Below are 14,730 nucleotides of genomic sequence, written 5' to 3' on the forward strand. Positions count from 1 at the left end.
AGCTCCGCCTCGGCGGCGGCGCGGTCGGCCCAGCCGGCCGGCTTGACCCACTTGCCCGGCTCCAGGTCCTTGTAGCGGGAGAAGAAGTGTTCGATCTCCTTGACCAGGAACTCGTCGATGTCGCCGACCTCCTGGATGTGGTCGAAGCGCACGTCGTCGACGACGCACAGCACCTTCGCGTCGCCGCCGGACTCGTCCTCCATGTTGAACACGGCGATCGGGCGGGCCTCGACGACGACGCCCGGGTGCAGATCGAACTCCTGCAGCAGCACGAGCGCGTCCAGCGGATCCCCGTCCTCGCCCAGCGTGTTGTCGAAATAGCCGTAGTGGGTCGGGTACTGCATCGACGTGAACAGGACGCGGTCCAGACGGACGCGGCCGGTCTCGTGGTCGACCTCGTACTTGACGCGGGACCCGCGCGGGATCTCGATGGTGACGTCGTGCTTCATGGATGCTCCTTCAAGCGTCGGTGCGCCCCGCACCCCGGCACGGGGTGGGGCACGTTTTGCGGCTAATATTGAGGATATAGGCGCGATTCTCCCTGCCAATAATCGTGCGCCGAAACTTGCCCGTCTTTTCGCCGGTGCTCCCCGGCGGGTCCGTCCTGTGCCCGGGGGACCCGCGCCGCCCCAGCCATGAAGGAACACGCCAGCACCATGGGCCGAATATCGAAAGCCGCCACCGCCGCACTGCTGGCCGTGGCCCTGGCCGCGCTGGCCGTGCCGGTGGGCTTCAACCTGGCCCCGGCCCTGTTCGCCCCGGCAGCCACGACGCAGCTGCTCCCCGCCGCACAACTGGCGCCCACGGCCCCCGCCACCCTGTCCGGCGTCTCCGCGCTCTCCGACGCCGCCCCGCTGCCGGAACCGGCCGCGCTGGGCACCGCCCTTGACGCCGTGTTCGCGTCCGACGTCGTGGGAGACTTCACCGCCGAGGTCACCGACGCGGCCACCGGCACGGCGCTGTACTCGCGCAATGCTGCGACGGCGGCGGCCCCGGCCTCCAACCTGAAACTCCTCACCAGCCTGGCGGCCCTGTCCACGCTGGGCGCGCAACGCCGCTTCAGCACCGACGTCGTCGCCGGCAGCACGCCGCACAGCATCGTGCTGCGCGCCGGCGGCGATTCGCTGCTGGGCACCGGCGAGAGCGACCCACGCGCCGTCGTCGGCCATGCCGGGCTGAAAACGCTCGCCGACAAGACGGCGGCCGCCCTGAAAAAGGCCAACATCGGCGCGGTGACCCTGGCCACCGACACATCCCTGTTCACCGGCCCGGCGCTGAACCCCTCCTGGGATTCCGCCGACGTGCTCAACGGCGAGATCGCCGCCGTGTACCCGATGGCGCTGTACGGGGCCCGCACCGGCCCGCAGGCCCCCACCTCGGACCGGCCGGCCAACGCCGCCGCGTCCGTGGCCGCCGCCTTCGCCACGGCGCTGCAGGGGGCGGGCATCGAGGTGACGGGCACCGTCTCCGAGGCGCCCGCCGGGTCCGGGGCCGTGCTCGCATCCGTCACCTCCGCCACCGTGGCCCAGCAGGTCCAATACCTGTTGCAGGTCTCGGACAACTACGTGGCCGAGGTGATGGGACGCATGGCCGCCGTCGCCAGCGGCCGGCCCGGCTCCTCCGCCGCGGCCGCCGAAACGGTCCAGGCTACCGTCGCCGGACTGGGCCTGGACACGGCCGGCATGGTGCTGGACGACAGTTGCGGGCTGGCCGCCGCCGACCGGGCCAGCGCCCGGCAGCTGGCCGCCGCCGTGCGCCTCATGGCGACGAGCACGGGCCGGGACGCGGATTTACGCCAGGCGCTGCCCGGGCTGCCCATTGCCGGGCTCACCGGCACCCTGGGCGGGCGTTTCACCGACCCGGTCACGCTGCCCGGCGCCGGCCTGGTGCGGGCCAAGACGGGCACCCTGCTCACGGTCGCCACGCTGACCGGGTACGTGGTGGACGGCCACGGCCGGCTGCTCGTGTTCTCCTTCATGGCCAATGGGCTCCGGGACGGCAACAAGTCCGCACTGCCCGTCCTCGACGCCGCGGCGGCCAAACTCGCCGCGGACTGAGCTGCGGGCCGGCGGCCCGGTGGTGCAGGGCAGCTTGTTGCCACCGGGCTGCCAGCATGATGTGGTCTGATTGGACACATGAGCCCCAAGCCCAATGCCCCCGCCAGCCGCGAGACCCCGGACACCACCGGCCCGGGCGGCGCCGGCCTGGTCAACTGGGACCTGGCCGCCCGCACGGCCGCCAACCTGGCCCCCGCCGGCCCGGACCTCGACGGCCGGGAGATCAGCGCCGCCGTCGACAACCTGCGGCACATGGCGGACAGGTCGGTCCCCCACGTCCACGACATCACCCGGCTCGAGGCCGCCCGCGACCTGCGCGACTCCGAGGTGCTGATCGTCGACCGGGCGTCCTGGGCCAAGGCCAACACGCAGAGCTTCCAGGTCATGATGGACCCGATCCTGGCCGCGCTCGCCGCGAAACAGGCCGACAAGCACGCCGGCTCGAAACCCGCGAACGCGGCCGTCAGCGGCACCGTGACCGGAGCCCAGCTTGGCGCCGTGCTCGCGTTCCTGTCCAGCAAGGTCCTGGGCCAGTACGACCCGTTCGCCGCCATGGACCCGGCCCGGCCGCACGGCCTGCCCGGCGGCCGGCTGCTGCTGGTGGCGCCGAACATCATCACGGTCGAACGCGAACTGGGCGTCGACCCGTCCGACTTCCGGCTCTGGGTCTGCCTGCACGAACAAACCCACCGGGTGCAGTTCGCCGCCGCCCCGTGGCTGCGCCACCACATGCTCGACCAGATCGAAAAGCTCGGCGGGCTGCTCGTGGGCGACTCCGACAAGCTTGGCGAACGCCTGGTCCAGGCCGTGAAACAGCTCGGCCCGAAACCGCGCGGCGCCGGCCCTGACGCCGGGCCGGCCGGCCGCGGCGGCCTCCTCGACCTGCTCCAGGACCCCGAGGAGCAGGCGGCCCTGTCGCACGTCACGGCCGTCATGAGCCTGCTCGAGGGCCACGCGAACGTCGTCATGGACGCCGTCGACGCCTCGATCGTGCCCACCGTGAAGACCATCCGGCAACGCTTCAACACCCGCGGCCGGGACCGCAGCACGCTCGACAAGTTCATCCGCAGGCTCATGGGCCTGGACGCGAAGATGCGCCAGTACACGGACGGGGCGAAATTCGTCCGCGAGGTCGTGCGGCTCACCAGCATGGACGGGTTCAACAATGTCTGGGCCAGCGCCGAGCACCTGCCCACGGAACAGGAGATCCACGCCCCGGCGCTGTGGGTCGAGCGGATGGGGCTCTAGCGCATGCCCGACCCGCTGCGACCGCCCGGTCGGCTGAACCCGACCGTCGGCAAGGCCCGCAAGCTCGTCGGCAACCTGCTCGGGCTCGCCACGACCGGCCGGCACCGGCCCGCGGCGAACCCGGCTGTGGTCCCACCGTTGGTACTGGTCGCGTGCAGCGGCGGACCCGACTCCCTCGCCCTGGCCGCCGTGCTGGCGTTCTTCGCCCGCCGCGGCGAGATCCGCGCCGGCGCCGTCGTCGTCGACCACGGCCTGCAACCGGGCAGCGCCGACGTGGCGGCGCGCGCCGCCGACCAGCTGCGCGGGCTCGGGCTCGACCCGGTCCAGGTGCGCGCGGTGGTCGTGGCGGACGACGGCGACGGCCCGGAGAGTGCCGCCCGCACCGCCCGCTTCGGCGCGCTGGGCGAGGCCGCCCGCGACCTCGGGGCGAGGACGGTGCTGCTGGGCCACACACTCGACGACCAAGCCGAATCGGTGCTGCTGGGCCTGGCCCGCGGCTCCGGCACCCGGTCGCTGGCCGGCATCCGGGAACGCCGCGGCATCTACCTGCGCCCGTTCCTGGCGCTGCGCCGCACCGAGACGGAGGAGATCTGCGCGGCCCTGGGCCTGGCCCCGTGGCATGACCCCGCCAACACGGATCCGGCCTACCTGCGGTCGCGGGTGCGCCACGAGATCCTGCCCTACCTGGAGGAACGGCTGGCGCCGGGCATCGCCGCCAACCTGGCCCGCACGGCGACGATCCTGGCCCAGGACGCCGACCACCTGGACGCGTTGGCGGACGCCGAGTTCACCCGGCTCGCCGAGATTGTTCCGGACGAGGTCCGGCTGCCCGCGGCGTCACTCGGTGAGCTGGCACCCGCGCTCCGCCACCGCGTGATGGCGCGCGCCGTCGTCGTGCTTGGCGGCCGGCAGCCCAGCCAAGAGCGGCTGCGGGCGGCCGCCGCGCTGCTGGCCCGGCGCGGCTCGGCCGGGCCCGTGCAAATGGCCGGGCACGTGCACGCCTACCGCATCCCCCGCAGCAAGGCCGTGCAGCAAGACGGGGCGGGCTATGGGAAGCTAGTGTTTAGACGCGCGCCGTAAGCCGGCACCGCCCGGAATCTCACAGCCGGGCGCGTCCAACGACGACAAATCTTGACACTCAGGAGCCATTGGTGGATTCACAAGACGTCCAAGCCGATCTCAAGCACGTTCTCTACACCAAGGAAGAGATCCAGACCCGCATCACCGAACTGGCCGCGGACATCGACGCCGACTATGCCGATCGCGACGTGCTCCTGGTGGGTGTCCTGAAGGGCGCCGTCATGGTCATGGCCGATCTCTCCCGGGCGCTGCACAGTCACGTGACCATGGACTGGATGGCCGTCTCATCGTACGGTTCCGGCACCCAGTCCTCCGGCGTGGTGCGCATCCTCAAGGACCTCGAAACCGACCTCATGGGCAAACACGTGCTCATCGTCGAGGACATCATCGACTCCGGCCTGACGCTGTCCTGGCTGAAGGCCAACCTGATCTCCCGCGGGCCCGCGTCCGTGGAGATCTGCACGCTGCTGCGCAAGCCGGCCGCCGCGAAGGTGGAGATAGACGTCAAGTACGTCGGCTACGACATCCCCAGCGAGTTCGTGGTGGGGTACGGCCTCGACTTCGCCGAGAAGTACCGCAACCTGGACTTCATCGGCACGCTCGCCCCGCACGTCTACGAATGAACCGGCCCATCCGGGGCAATTCGTTGCGCCGAGAGGGAACTAATGCCCCGCGCCGTTCGTGGGTGAAGGCGAACGTGCAATGCTGGTAACGTACGCTGGCGGCCGGTATTTCGAATTGATGGATCAGGAGGGGCGAGGGCTCACCTCGAACACACGATGAATGTCAAGAAAATCTTCAAGGGTCCCCTCGTGTGGATCGTTGCGGTGGTCGTTCTTCTCCTGATCGCCTTCGCCACCCTCTCCGGCGGCGGGACCGCCAAGGTCAAGACCTCCGAGGCGCTGACCCTGCTCAAGAACGACAAGGTCGTCTCGGCCAAGGTGTTCGGCGCCGAGGGGCGCGTCGACCTGGTCCTGAAGGACGACTACACGACCCAGGACGGGCAGAAGGCGGGCAAGAACGTCGAGTTCTTCTTCGGCGGCTACCGTTCCGACACCATCGCCACGGCACTCGACAACGCCGGGCTGCAATCGTTCGACGACCAGCCGGCGCAGAACTCGTTCTGGTCCTCGCTGCTGTCCCTGGTCATCCCGATCCTGCTCATCGGCGTCATCTTCTGGTTCCTGTTCTCCCGCATGCAGGGCGGCGGCAGCAAGGTCATGCAGTTCGGCAAGTCCAAGGCCAAGCTGATCACCAAGGACCACCCCCAGGTCACGTTCGTCGACGTCGCCGGCGCCGACGAGGCCGTCGAGGAACTGCACGAGATCAAGGAATTCCTGCAGGACCCGGGCAAGTTCGCCGCCGTCGGGGCGAAGATCCCCAAGGGCGTGCTGCTGTACGGCCCGCCCGGGACCGGCAAGACGCTGCTGGCCCGCGCCGTGGCCGGCGAGGCCGGCGTGCCGTTCTACTCCATCTCCGGCTCCGACTTCGTCGAGATGTTCGTCGGCGTCGGCGCGTCCCGCGTCCGCGACCTGTTCGAACAGGCCAAGTCGAACGCCCCCGCCATCATCTTCGTCGACGAGATCGACGCCGTCGGCCGGCACCGTGGCGCCGGCATCGGCGGCGGCAACGACGAACGCGAGCAGACGCTCAACCAGTTGCTCGTCGAGATGGACGGCTTCGACGTCAAGACGAACGTCATCCTCATCGCCGCGACCAACCGCCCCGACGTGCTCGACCCGGCCCTGCTGCGCCCGGGCCGCTTCGACCGGCAGATCCCCGTCGAGGCCCCGGACCGGTTGGGTCGCGAACAGATCCTGCACGTCCACTCCAAGGGCAAGCCGATGGCCCCCGGCGTCGACCTGAACGCGGTGGCCAAGAAGACGCCCGGCTACACGGGCGCCGACCTGGCCAACGTGCTCAACGAGGCGGCGCTGCTCACGGCCCGCTCCAACGCCCAGCTGATCGACGACCGCGCCCTCGACGAGTCGATCGACCGTGTCATGGCCGGCCCGCAGAAGCGCACCCGCGTCATGAAGGAACTCGAGCGCAAGATCACCGCCTACCACGAGGGCGGCCACGCCCTCGTCGCCGCGGCCATGCACAACACGGCCCCCGTCACCAAGATCACGATCCTGCCGCGCGGGCGCGCCCTCGGCTACACCATGGTGGTGCCCGAGGACGACAAGTACTCCACGACCCGCAACGAGCTGCTCGACCAGATGGCGTACGCCATGGGCGGGCGCGTGGCTGAGGAAATCGTGTTCCACGACCCCTCCACGGGTGCGTCCAACGACATCGAGAAGGCCACGAACACGGCCCGCGCCATGGTCACCCAGTTCGGCATGAGCGATCGGATCGGCGCCGTGAAGCTCGGCTCCGGCGCCGGCGAACCGTTCCTGGGCCGCGACGCCGGGCATGACCGCGACTACTCCGAGGCGGTCGCCTCGATCGTGGACGCGGAGGTGCGCAAGCTCATCGACCGCGCCCACGACGACGCCTACGAGGTCCTCATGGCCAACCGCGACGTGCTGGACCGGCTGGCGCTGGAACTGCTCGAGCGCGAGACCCTGAACCAGCACGAGATCGAGCAGATCTTCAGCGACCTGCGCCGCCCGGCCGCGCGCCAGGTGTGGCTGTCCAAGGAGACCCGGCCCGTCTCCGACCTGCCCCCGGTGGTGACCGAGAAGGAACGCGCCGACGCGCGCTCCGCCGGGGAGCCCGACCCCGCCACCGTGTCCCCGCAGGACCAGCTGGCCGGCGCCCACCTGCAGGGTGACGTCGACGCCCCCGGGCCCATGCCGGGCGACAGGCGCGGCGGGGAATCGCTGCCCGGCACGCGCGGCGAGACGCCCCGGCCCGGTCACCCCGGCGGACCCGGGCTTGACGCGCAGGGCCGTGGCGGACGGGATGACGCCTGACGTGGACGACTTCGACGAGACCATCCCCGAGGGCGCCGTCCTCGTGGACTTGGCCCGCATCGAGGCCGCGGTCCGCGAGATCCTGCTCGCCGTGGGCGAGGACCCGGACCGCGGCGGCCTTCAGCAAACCCCGAAGCGCGTGGCGAAGGCGTACGCCGAGGTGTTCGCCGGCCTGCACCAGGACCCGGGCGACGTGCTGTCGACGACGTTCGACATCGCCCACGAGGAGATGGTCCTGGTCAAGGACATCCCCTTCTACTCGACCTGCGAACACCACCTGGTCCCGTTCCACGGCAGCGCCCACGTCGGCTACATCCCGTCCCTCGAGGGCCGGGTGACCGGCTTGAGCAAGCTGGCCAGGCTCGTGGACATCTACGCCAAGCGCCCGCAGGTCCAAGAACGGCTGACCACGCAGATCGTCGAGGCCCTCGTGAAGTACCTCAGGCCACGCGGGGCCATCGTCGTCGTTGAATGCGAACACATGTGCATGTCCATGCGCGGTGTCCGCAAGCCCGGTGCCAAGACGGTCACCAGTGCCGTGCGCGGACTGCTGCACGAACCGGCCACCCGGGCCGAAGCCATGAGCCTGATTCTCGGAAGGTAACCTGATGGATTCACTTGCAGCCGCCCCGGGCACGGGGCCGGCCACCTCGCCGCTGCCCCTGCTCCGCGGGCCGCGCAGGGCCGCGCAATTCGCAAACCTGCCCACCGACCGCACCGTGGTCATGGGCATCCTGAACTGCACGCCCGACTCGTTCAGCGACGGCGGCGACTACAACTCGCTGGACACGGCGATCGCCCACGGGCTGCGCATGTTCTACGCCGGGGCCGACATCATCGACGTCGGCGGCGAATCGACCCGCCCGGGCGCGGAGGACGTCGACGCCCAGGAGGAGCAGCGGCGCATCATGCCCGTCATCGAGGCGCTGGTGAAGGCCGGCGCGCTGGTGTCCGTCGACACCCGCCACGCCGCCACCGCGGCCCTGGCACTCGACGCCGGTGCGGGGCTGATCAACGACGTGTCCGGCATGCACGTGCACGCCGACATGATCGAGCTGATCGCCGAACGCCAGGTGCCGTACGTGCTCATGCACAGCCGCGGCGACTCGCGCGCCATGGATTCGCTGACACAGTACGACGACGTCGTCACCGACGTGGTGGACGAACTGCGCGACGTGCGCGAACGGTTCTACGCGGCCGGTGTGGCGCCGGACAAGATCATCATCGATCCGGGCATCGGCTTCTCCAAGAACGCGGACCAGAACTGGGAGCTATTGGCCAACCTCGACGAGGTGGCCGCCCTCGGCAACCGGGTGCTCGTGGGCACGTCCCGCAAGCGCTTCCTCGGCACCCTGCTCACGAGCGCCGGCAAGGCGGCCGCCCCCAAGGACCGGGACGACGCCACCTCCGCCACCACGGCGCTGGCCGCCGCCCAGGGCGTGTGGGGCGTGCGCGTGCACGACGTCCCCGCCAGCGTGGACGCCGCCAAGGTGGCCGCCCGCGAGAACGCGGCCCGCACGGCCCGCGCGGAGCGCTTGGCATTGGCGGCGACCCGGGCGGAATCGGTCGAGGCCGCGCTGTGACAGGCGCCGCCACCGCCCGCCCGGCCGACCGGATCACGCTCACCGGCGTCAGCGCCATCGGACACCACGGCGTGTTCGACCATGAGAAACGTGATGGCCAGCCGTTCATCGTCGACGCCGTCCTGCACACCGACACCAGCGCCGCCGCGGCCACGGACGACCTGTCCGAGACCACCGACTACGGCGCCGTCGCGGAGACCATCACCGGCCTCATCACCGGCGAGCCGTTCGACCTGATCGAGAAACTGGCCGGGGAGATCGCCGCCGCCATCCTGGCCGGATTCCCGACCGTGTCCGCCGTCGAGGTCACCGTGCACAAGCCCAAGGCGCCCATCCAGGTGCCGTTCGGGGACGTGGCCATCACGATCTTCCGGGACAGGGCGTGAGCGACGCCGCCTGGGTGCGGGCCATACTGGCCCTGGGCAGCAACCTCGGTGAGCGGGCCGGCACACTCTCCGCCGCCGTCGTCCAACTGGCCGACCACCCCGGCGTGCGGCTGCGCGCCGAGTCCCCCGTGGTCCGCACGAAACCGGTGGGCGGGCCGGCCGGCCAGCCGGACTTCCTGAACATGGTCATCGCCGTCGACACGACGCTGGCACCGTACGAGCTGCTGGCCCACTGCCAGGCGGTGGAGGCCGCCCACCACCGCGTCCGCGAGGTCCGCTGGGGTCCGCGCACCCTCGACGTCGACATCATCACCTACGGTGACGCGGCCAGCGACGACCCGGCGCTGACGCTGCCGCACCCGCGCGCCGCGCAGCGGGCGTTCGTGCTGTACCCGTGGTCGCTGATGGACCCGGACGCCACGTTGGCCGGTGTTCGCGTCACCGCCCTGGCCGCCGCGGCCGACGACCTGCCCGGCATCAGCCTGGATGGGACCGGCGAGCCCGGCGCGTAGGCGTGCGGGCCGCCACCGCGTTCACCGGCGCTACGCAACACCCGGGCATAAAATGTAGGGTTGAGACACAAGTCGCAAGGCGAGTCGGTGAGGCAGGGATGAGGAACACGTTGCGGACCATCAGGCCCGCATGGCTGGTGGCCGTCGCGATCGTTGCGGCCGCGGCCGGGTGGTTTGTGAATGTCATGACCAGCCGCGCCACGCTGGCGACGCCGGTGCTGCCGCTCAGCTCGCTGGCCACCATGGGGCTCATCGTCGTCGTGACGGTGATCCTGGGGTGGAAGGTGCGCCGGTGGCGCGACGGGGACCGCAAGCACGAGCTCAACCCCCTGCTGGCCGCCCGGACCGTCGTGCTCGCCCAGGCGTGCGCGTACGCCGGCACCGTGCTGTTCGGCTGGCACGCCGGCCTCATGGTCTACCAGGCGCCCAGCCTGGGGCTGCGCAGCGACTTCGGCGTCATCTGGCAGATCGTGGCCCTGCTGGGCGGCGGCGCCGTCATGGTGGTTACCGGCCTGGTCGTGGAACGCTTCTGCAAACTGCCGCCCGAAGACGAGGAACCGGCCGAGGGCGTGCACCGGGGCAAGCGGGACGGCCGCGGGGAGGAAGAATTTGCCTGACACGCCAGCCCGCAACACGTACCCGAGCCCGCTGAACCCGGAGGGCGTCACGTTCCTGCCCGTCTCGCCGCGGCTGGTCACCGCCCGGTTCATCGAGCGCGGCGGGTGGGGGCTGCTGTTCCTCCTCGTCACGTCCGTGCCGCTGGTCCTGCGCGCAACCGGCGTGTGGCCCGGCTACCCGGCCGTCCTGGCCTGGGTGCTGCCGGCCGCCGTCCTGCTGATCGTGCTGTGGGTCCTCGCGCTGGTGCGCCGCCAGGTCCGCGCCATCGGGTATGCCGAACGGGACGACGACCTGCTGATCCGGCACGGCATCCTGTTCCAACGCGTCCTGGTGGTCCCGTACGGGCGGATGCAGTTCGTCGACGTGACCGTGGGCCCGCTGGAACGCGCCCTGGGCCTGAGCAGCCTCAAGCTGCACACGGCCGCACCCGGCACGGAGGCCATGATCCATGGGCTCACCACCGCCGAGGCCGCCCGCCTGCGCGAACGGCTCCCGGCCCTCGGCGAGGCGAAACTGGCCGGACTGTGAGCGCGCCCGTACAGGTGCCCGGGTCGTTCCGCACGGACGGCCCGGACGACTGGCACCGCGTCCACCCGGTGTCCCCGCTCGTGCGCGGATGGGTGGCCGTTGCCGCCATCATCGTCGTCTTCGGGCGCACCTCCCTGGAAAACGGAGCCAGCTACCGCAGCGGGTCGCTGGAATTCAACGGCGCCCCCGTGGGCGTGGTCGCCGCCGTGGTGAGCGCCGCCGTCGTCGTCTTCGGCGTCGTCTTCTTCCTGTCCTGGCGCTTCACCCGCTACCAGGTGACCGACGACCACGTGCACGTGAACTCGGGCGTCATCTTCCGCCAGCAGCGCCGCGCCCGGATCGACCGGGTGCAGGCCATCGACGTGGTGCAGCCGCTGGTGGCGCGCGCCTTCGGGCTGGCGGAGCTGAGGTTCGACGTGGCGGACAGCGGGAAGTCGGCCATGAAACTGTCCTTCCTGAAGCTGGACGAGGCGAAGCGGCTGCGCGCCGCCATCCTGGCCCGGGCGGCGGGCGTGGCCGCGGACCCGGCCGCTCCCGGCGTGGTGGCGGAGGCGCCCGAACGGCAGGTGCTGGCGCTGGCGCCGGCCCGGATCCTCGGCGCCACGCTGCTCGGACCCACCACCGTCGTGGCGGTCATCGTGCTGGCCTTCTGCCTCGCGCTGGTCGCCGTCACCGGCGAACCGGCCACGCTGGTCACGCTGGTGCCGGCCATCATCGGCGTGGGCGCCGGCTACTGGAGGTCGTTCACGAACGACTTCAACTTCCGCGTGGCGTTGTCCGCGGACGGCGTCAGGCTGCACTACGGCATGCTGGAGACGCGCGCCCAGACCATCCCGCCCGGACGCGTGCAGGCCGTGGGCATCAGCCAGGGCCTGCTGTGGCGCGCCTGCGGCTGGTACCGGGTGCACCTGAACGTGGCCGGCCTGGGCGATGACCGGCGCGACCACGAGTCCCGCACCGTGCTGCTGCCGGCCGGGACGCTGCCGGAGGTCATGACGGTGTTGGCCCTCGTGTTCCCGGACCCGGGCGTGGCCAACCCGCTCGACGTGCTCGCCGCCGGCATCCGCGGCAAGGGCGGCGCGCAGGGGTTTGTGCACTCGCCGCGCCGGGCCTTCTGGCTGGACCCGCTGGCGTGGCGCCGCAACGCCTACCGGGCCACCGGCACGGCGCTGCTGTGCCGGCGCGGTGTGCTGACCCGCCGCCTCGAGGTCGTCCCGCACGAACGCACCCAGTCGCTGAGCCTGGAGCAGGGGCCGCTCATGCGGGCCCTGGGCCTCGTCGACTTCGCCTTGCATTCCACGCGCGGGCCGGTGACCCCCGTGGTCCGGCACATGGCCCTGCCGGCCGGCCGCGCCCTGTTCGACGAACAGGCCGCACGCGCCGCCACGGCCCGGCGCATCCACCGCCCCGAACGGTGGATGACCGGGGCGCCCGGCAACGGACCGGCCGGCAACGGACCGACTGGCAGTGGACCGACTGGCAGTGGACCGTCGAAATACCTGGAGGAAGAACATGGCCGTTAAACCCGGGCGCCTCGGCGTCGGCGTGATCGGCGCCGGCAGGGTCGGGGCCGTGCTCGGTGCGGCGCTGCGCGCGGCCGGGCACGCCGTCGTCGGCGTTTCCGCCGTGTCCGAGGCCTCGCGTGAGCGGGCCGAGAACCTGCTGCCCGGCGTGCCGGTGCTCGCGATCCCCGAGATCGTGGAACGGGCCGAACTGGTGCTGCTCGCCGTGCCCGACGACGCGCTGCCCGTCCTGGTCGAGGGCCTCGGGAAGGCCGGGGCATGGCAGGTCGGCCAGCTGGTGGCGCACACCTCCGGCCGTTTCGGTGTCGGTGTGCTGGCGCCGGCGAAGGCGGCCGGGGCCATCCCGCTCGCCTTGCACCCGGCTATGACGTTCACGGGCCTGAGCCTGGACCTGGACCGGCTGGCCGACTGCTCGTTCGGTGTCAGCGCGGACCCGGCCATGCTGCCCATCGCCCAGGCGCTCGTCGTGGAAATGGGCGCCGAGCCGGTGGTCGTCGCCGAGGCCGACCGCGTCCTGTACCACGCCGCCCTGGCGCACGGGTCGAACCACCTGGTCACGCTCGTCGCCCAGGCCGCGCAGCTGCTGGCGGACGCGGGTGTCGAGGCGCCGGACCGGGTGCTCGGTCCGTTGTTGCGCGCGGCGCTGGAGAACGCGCTGGCCTCCGGCGAATCGGCGCTCACCGGGCCGGTGGCCCGGGGTGACGCCGGCACCGTGGCCGCGCACACGCAGGCGCTGCGCGAGCACGCCCTTGACACGGGCGCCGCCGACATCCTGGACGCCTACCTGGCGATGTCTGCCAGCACGGCCGCGCGCGCCGCCCGCCGCGGCCTGCTCTCCGCCGACGCCTACCTGGCGGTGCAGGCGGCATTGACCGCGGACGACGGCGACCCGGCCACGGGCGCGCCCGTCACCAAAGGCCGTGCAACCCCTCCGGAAGGCGTCTGACATGCCGACGACCCTCGTCACCACGATCGCCGGGCTCAAGGCCGCCACGGCACGGCTGCTGGCGGCGCGATCGGCGTCCGCCGGGCGGCCCGCCACGCTCGGCCTGGTGCCGACCATGGGCGCGCTGCACGCGGGCCACGCCGCCCTGGCCCGGGCCGCCGTGGCGGAGAACGACGTCGTCGTGGCCAGCGTGTTCGTCAACCCGCTGCAGTTCGGCGACCCGGCCGACCTGGCACGCTACCCGCGCACCACCGACGCGGACCTGGCGCTGCTGGACTCGGTGGGTGTCGACCTCATGTTCGCCCCGACCGTGGACGAGATGTACCCGGGCGGTGAGCCGTTGGTGCGGGTGTCGGCCGGCCGGCTGGGGGAGCTGTACGAGGGCGCGTCCCGGCCCGGGCACTTCGACGGCGCGCTGACCGTTGTGGCGAAGCTGCTGCACGTGGGGTTGCCGTTGTCCGGCACCGACGGCGGGTACCGGGCGTACTTCGGCCAGAAGGATGCCCAGCAGCTGGCCCTGGTGCGGCGCATGGTGGCCGACCTGGACTTCCCCGTGGAGATCGTAGGCGTGCCGATCGTGCGCGATGCGGACGATCTGGCGCTGTCCAGCCGCAACCGGTTCCTGTCGGCGGGGCAGCGCGAGTCGGCGCTGGTCCTGCCCCGCGCACTGCGGCTGCTCGAGCGGCGCGCCGACGCGCACGAACCGCTGGATCTCGAGTCGGTGGAGGCGATGGTGCGCAGCGCCCCCGGCGTGGAACTGGACTATCTGGAGGTCGTCGACCCGGCAACGTTGTCGCCGCGCGCGGAGAACTGCCGCGAGACGCCGTTCACCGGCGAGGCGCTGGCCCTCATCGCCGCCCGGGTGGGCCCGGTCCGGCTCATCGACAACGCGCCGCTGGGCTCCTGACCGGCGCCTGGGGGCGCATTCGGACCAGGCCCGAGCATGGCATTCTTGACCGGCTCCGCCGTCGGGTAGGCCGCCTGGGTGCCGCGTTTCGTCGTGGCCAGCGCGGCCGCCACGGACACAATCGGTCCGAAACTGCTGGGCAGTAGATGTCGACGACGCAACTGGTGGGCAGTAGATGTCGAAAATCGGCGCGAAACGAGCATCTACTGTCCACTCGTTCGCGAGACGCCACCACCCTGCTCCCAGGCGACAGCCGCCGTACATTCACCCATTCAGCACCAAGCCCCGACTGGCACAATCCCCAACCCGGCCAACCTTTACGGTCACAGCACTAGCCGCAATGCCGTGTAGTTAGGCTGGCTGGCGGGTTGTCAAGCGGGTGTTGTCGGCGATGATCTCGATGTCGATGGTTGCCTGGTAG

Annotated in this window: 15 protein-coding genes (1 of these 15 cut by a window edge); 14 read left to right on the top strand and 1 reads right to left on the bottom strand. The window is 71.4% G+C overall.

Annotated features, from left to right (window positions below; genetic code table 11):
• A protein-coding gene (locus EJC77_RS19075) for an inorganic diphosphatase (RefSeq protein WP_125616507.1) crosses the window boundary here: on the bottom strand, window positions 1–449 show its 5' portion. It extends 46 nt beyond the left edge of the window; 449 of the gene's 495 nt are visible here — the first part of the coding sequence; the start codon lies at window positions 447–449; its stop codon lies beyond the left edge, outside the window.
• A 207-nt stretch (window positions 450–656) separates the two neighbouring features.
• Here EJC77_RS19075 and dacB point away from each other — a divergent pair, with 207 nt between their 5' ends.
• From dacB to panC, 14 genes are all read left to right on the top strand, one after another.
• Window positions 657–2,057 carry a D-alanyl-D-alanine carboxypeptidase/D-alanyl-D-alanine endopeptidase gene (gene dacB, locus EJC77_RS19080; protein ID WP_164520491.1) on the top strand — a complete coding sequence of 467 codons (1,401 nt, stop codon included), beginning with the start codon at window positions 657–659 and terminating at the stop codon, window positions 2,055–2,057.
• A gap of 78 nt (window positions 2,058–2,135) precedes the next feature.
• Window positions 2,136–3,305 (top strand): zinc-dependent metalloprotease, encoded by a 1,170-nt coding sequence (locus tag EJC77_RS19085; protein ID WP_125616513.1) that lies wholly within the window; start codon window positions 2,136–2,138, stop codon window positions 3,303–3,305.
• A 3-nt stretch (window positions 3,306–3,308) separates the two neighbouring features.
• Window positions 3,309–4,385 (top strand): tRNA lysidine(34) synthetase TilS, encoded by a 1,077-nt coding sequence (gene tilS / locus EJC77_RS19090; RefSeq protein ID WP_125616515.1) that lies wholly within the window; start codon window positions 3,309–3,311, stop codon window positions 4,383–4,385.
• A gap of 71 nt (window positions 4,386–4,456) precedes the next feature.
• Entirely contained in the window at window positions 4,457–5,008 is a 552-nt protein-coding gene (gene hpt, locus EJC77_RS19095) for a hypoxanthine phosphoribosyltransferase (protein ID WP_125616518.1), read from the top strand.
• A gap of 156 nt (window positions 5,009–5,164) precedes the next feature.
• The gene (gene ftsH, locus EJC77_RS19100; RefSeq protein WP_125616521.1) at window positions 5,165–7,306 is read left to right on the top strand and encodes an ATP-dependent zinc metalloprotease FtsH; all 2,142 of its coding nucleotides are present in this window, start codon (window positions 5,165–5,167) and stop codon (window positions 7,304–7,306) included.
• The gene (gene folE / locus EJC77_RS19105; protein WP_240630374.1) at window positions 7,296–7,910 is read left to right on the top strand and encodes a GTP cyclohydrolase I FolE; all 615 of its coding nucleotides are present in this window, start codon (window positions 7,296–7,298) and stop codon (window positions 7,908–7,910) included. Before ftsH ends, folE begins: the two co-directional genes overlap by 11 nt.
• A gap of 4 nt (window positions 7,911–7,914) precedes the next feature.
• On the top strand, window positions 7,915–8,889 hold the full coding sequence (folP, locus tag EJC77_RS19110; RefSeq protein ID WP_125616524.1) for a dihydropteroate synthase: 975 nt from the start codon (window positions 7,915–7,917) through the stop codon (window positions 8,887–8,889).
• A complete protein-coding gene (folB, locus tag EJC77_RS19115) occupies window positions 8,886–9,275 on the top strand; it encodes a dihydroneopterin aldolase (RefSeq protein WP_125616527.1) in 390 nt (129 codons plus the stop codon). Before folP ends, folB begins: the two co-directional genes overlap by 4 nt.
• A complete protein-coding gene (gene folK / locus EJC77_RS19120; RefSeq protein WP_125616529.1) occupies window positions 9,272–9,787 on the top strand; it encodes a 2-amino-4-hydroxy-6-hydroxymethyldihydropteridine diphosphokinase in 516 nt (171 codons plus the stop codon). Before folB ends, folK begins: the two co-directional genes overlap by 4 nt.
• Before the next feature lie 98 nt (window positions 9,788–9,885).
• Entirely contained in the window at window positions 9,886–10,404 is a 519-nt protein-coding gene (locus EJC77_RS19125; RefSeq protein ID WP_240630375.1) for a DUF3180 domain-containing protein, read from the top strand.
• On the top strand, window positions 10,397–10,933 hold the full coding sequence (locus EJC77_RS19130; RefSeq protein WP_125616532.1) for a PH domain-containing protein: 537 nt from the start codon (window positions 10,397–10,399) through the stop codon (window positions 10,931–10,933). The genes EJC77_RS19125 and EJC77_RS19130 overlap by 8 nt, the downstream gene beginning before the upstream one ends.
• Window positions 10,930–12,456: a PH domain-containing protein gene (locus EJC77_RS19135; RefSeq protein ID WP_125616535.1), complete on the top strand. Its 1,527-nt coding sequence runs from the start codon at window positions 10,930–10,932 to the stop codon at window positions 12,454–12,456. Before EJC77_RS19130 ends, EJC77_RS19135 begins: the two co-directional genes overlap by 4 nt.
• Entirely contained in the window at window positions 12,446–13,402 is a 957-nt protein-coding gene (locus tag EJC77_RS19140) for a Rossmann-like and DUF2520 domain-containing protein (protein WP_125616538.1), read from the top strand. The genes EJC77_RS19135 and EJC77_RS19140 overlap by 11 nt, the downstream gene beginning before the upstream one ends.
• A gap of 1 nt (window position 13,403) precedes the next feature.
• Complete coding sequence (gene panC / locus EJC77_RS19145; protein WP_125616541.1) at window positions 13,404–14,309, top strand: pantoate--beta-alanine ligase; 906 nt, start codon at window positions 13,404–13,406, stop codon at window positions 14,307–14,309.
• Window positions 14,310–14,730 lie beyond the last annotated feature (421 nt).

Origin of the sequence: Specibacter cremeus (assembly GCF_003946885.1) — a bacterium.
GTDB lineage: Bacteria > Actinomycetota > Actinomycetes > Actinomycetales > Micrococcaceae > Specibacter > Specibacter cremeus.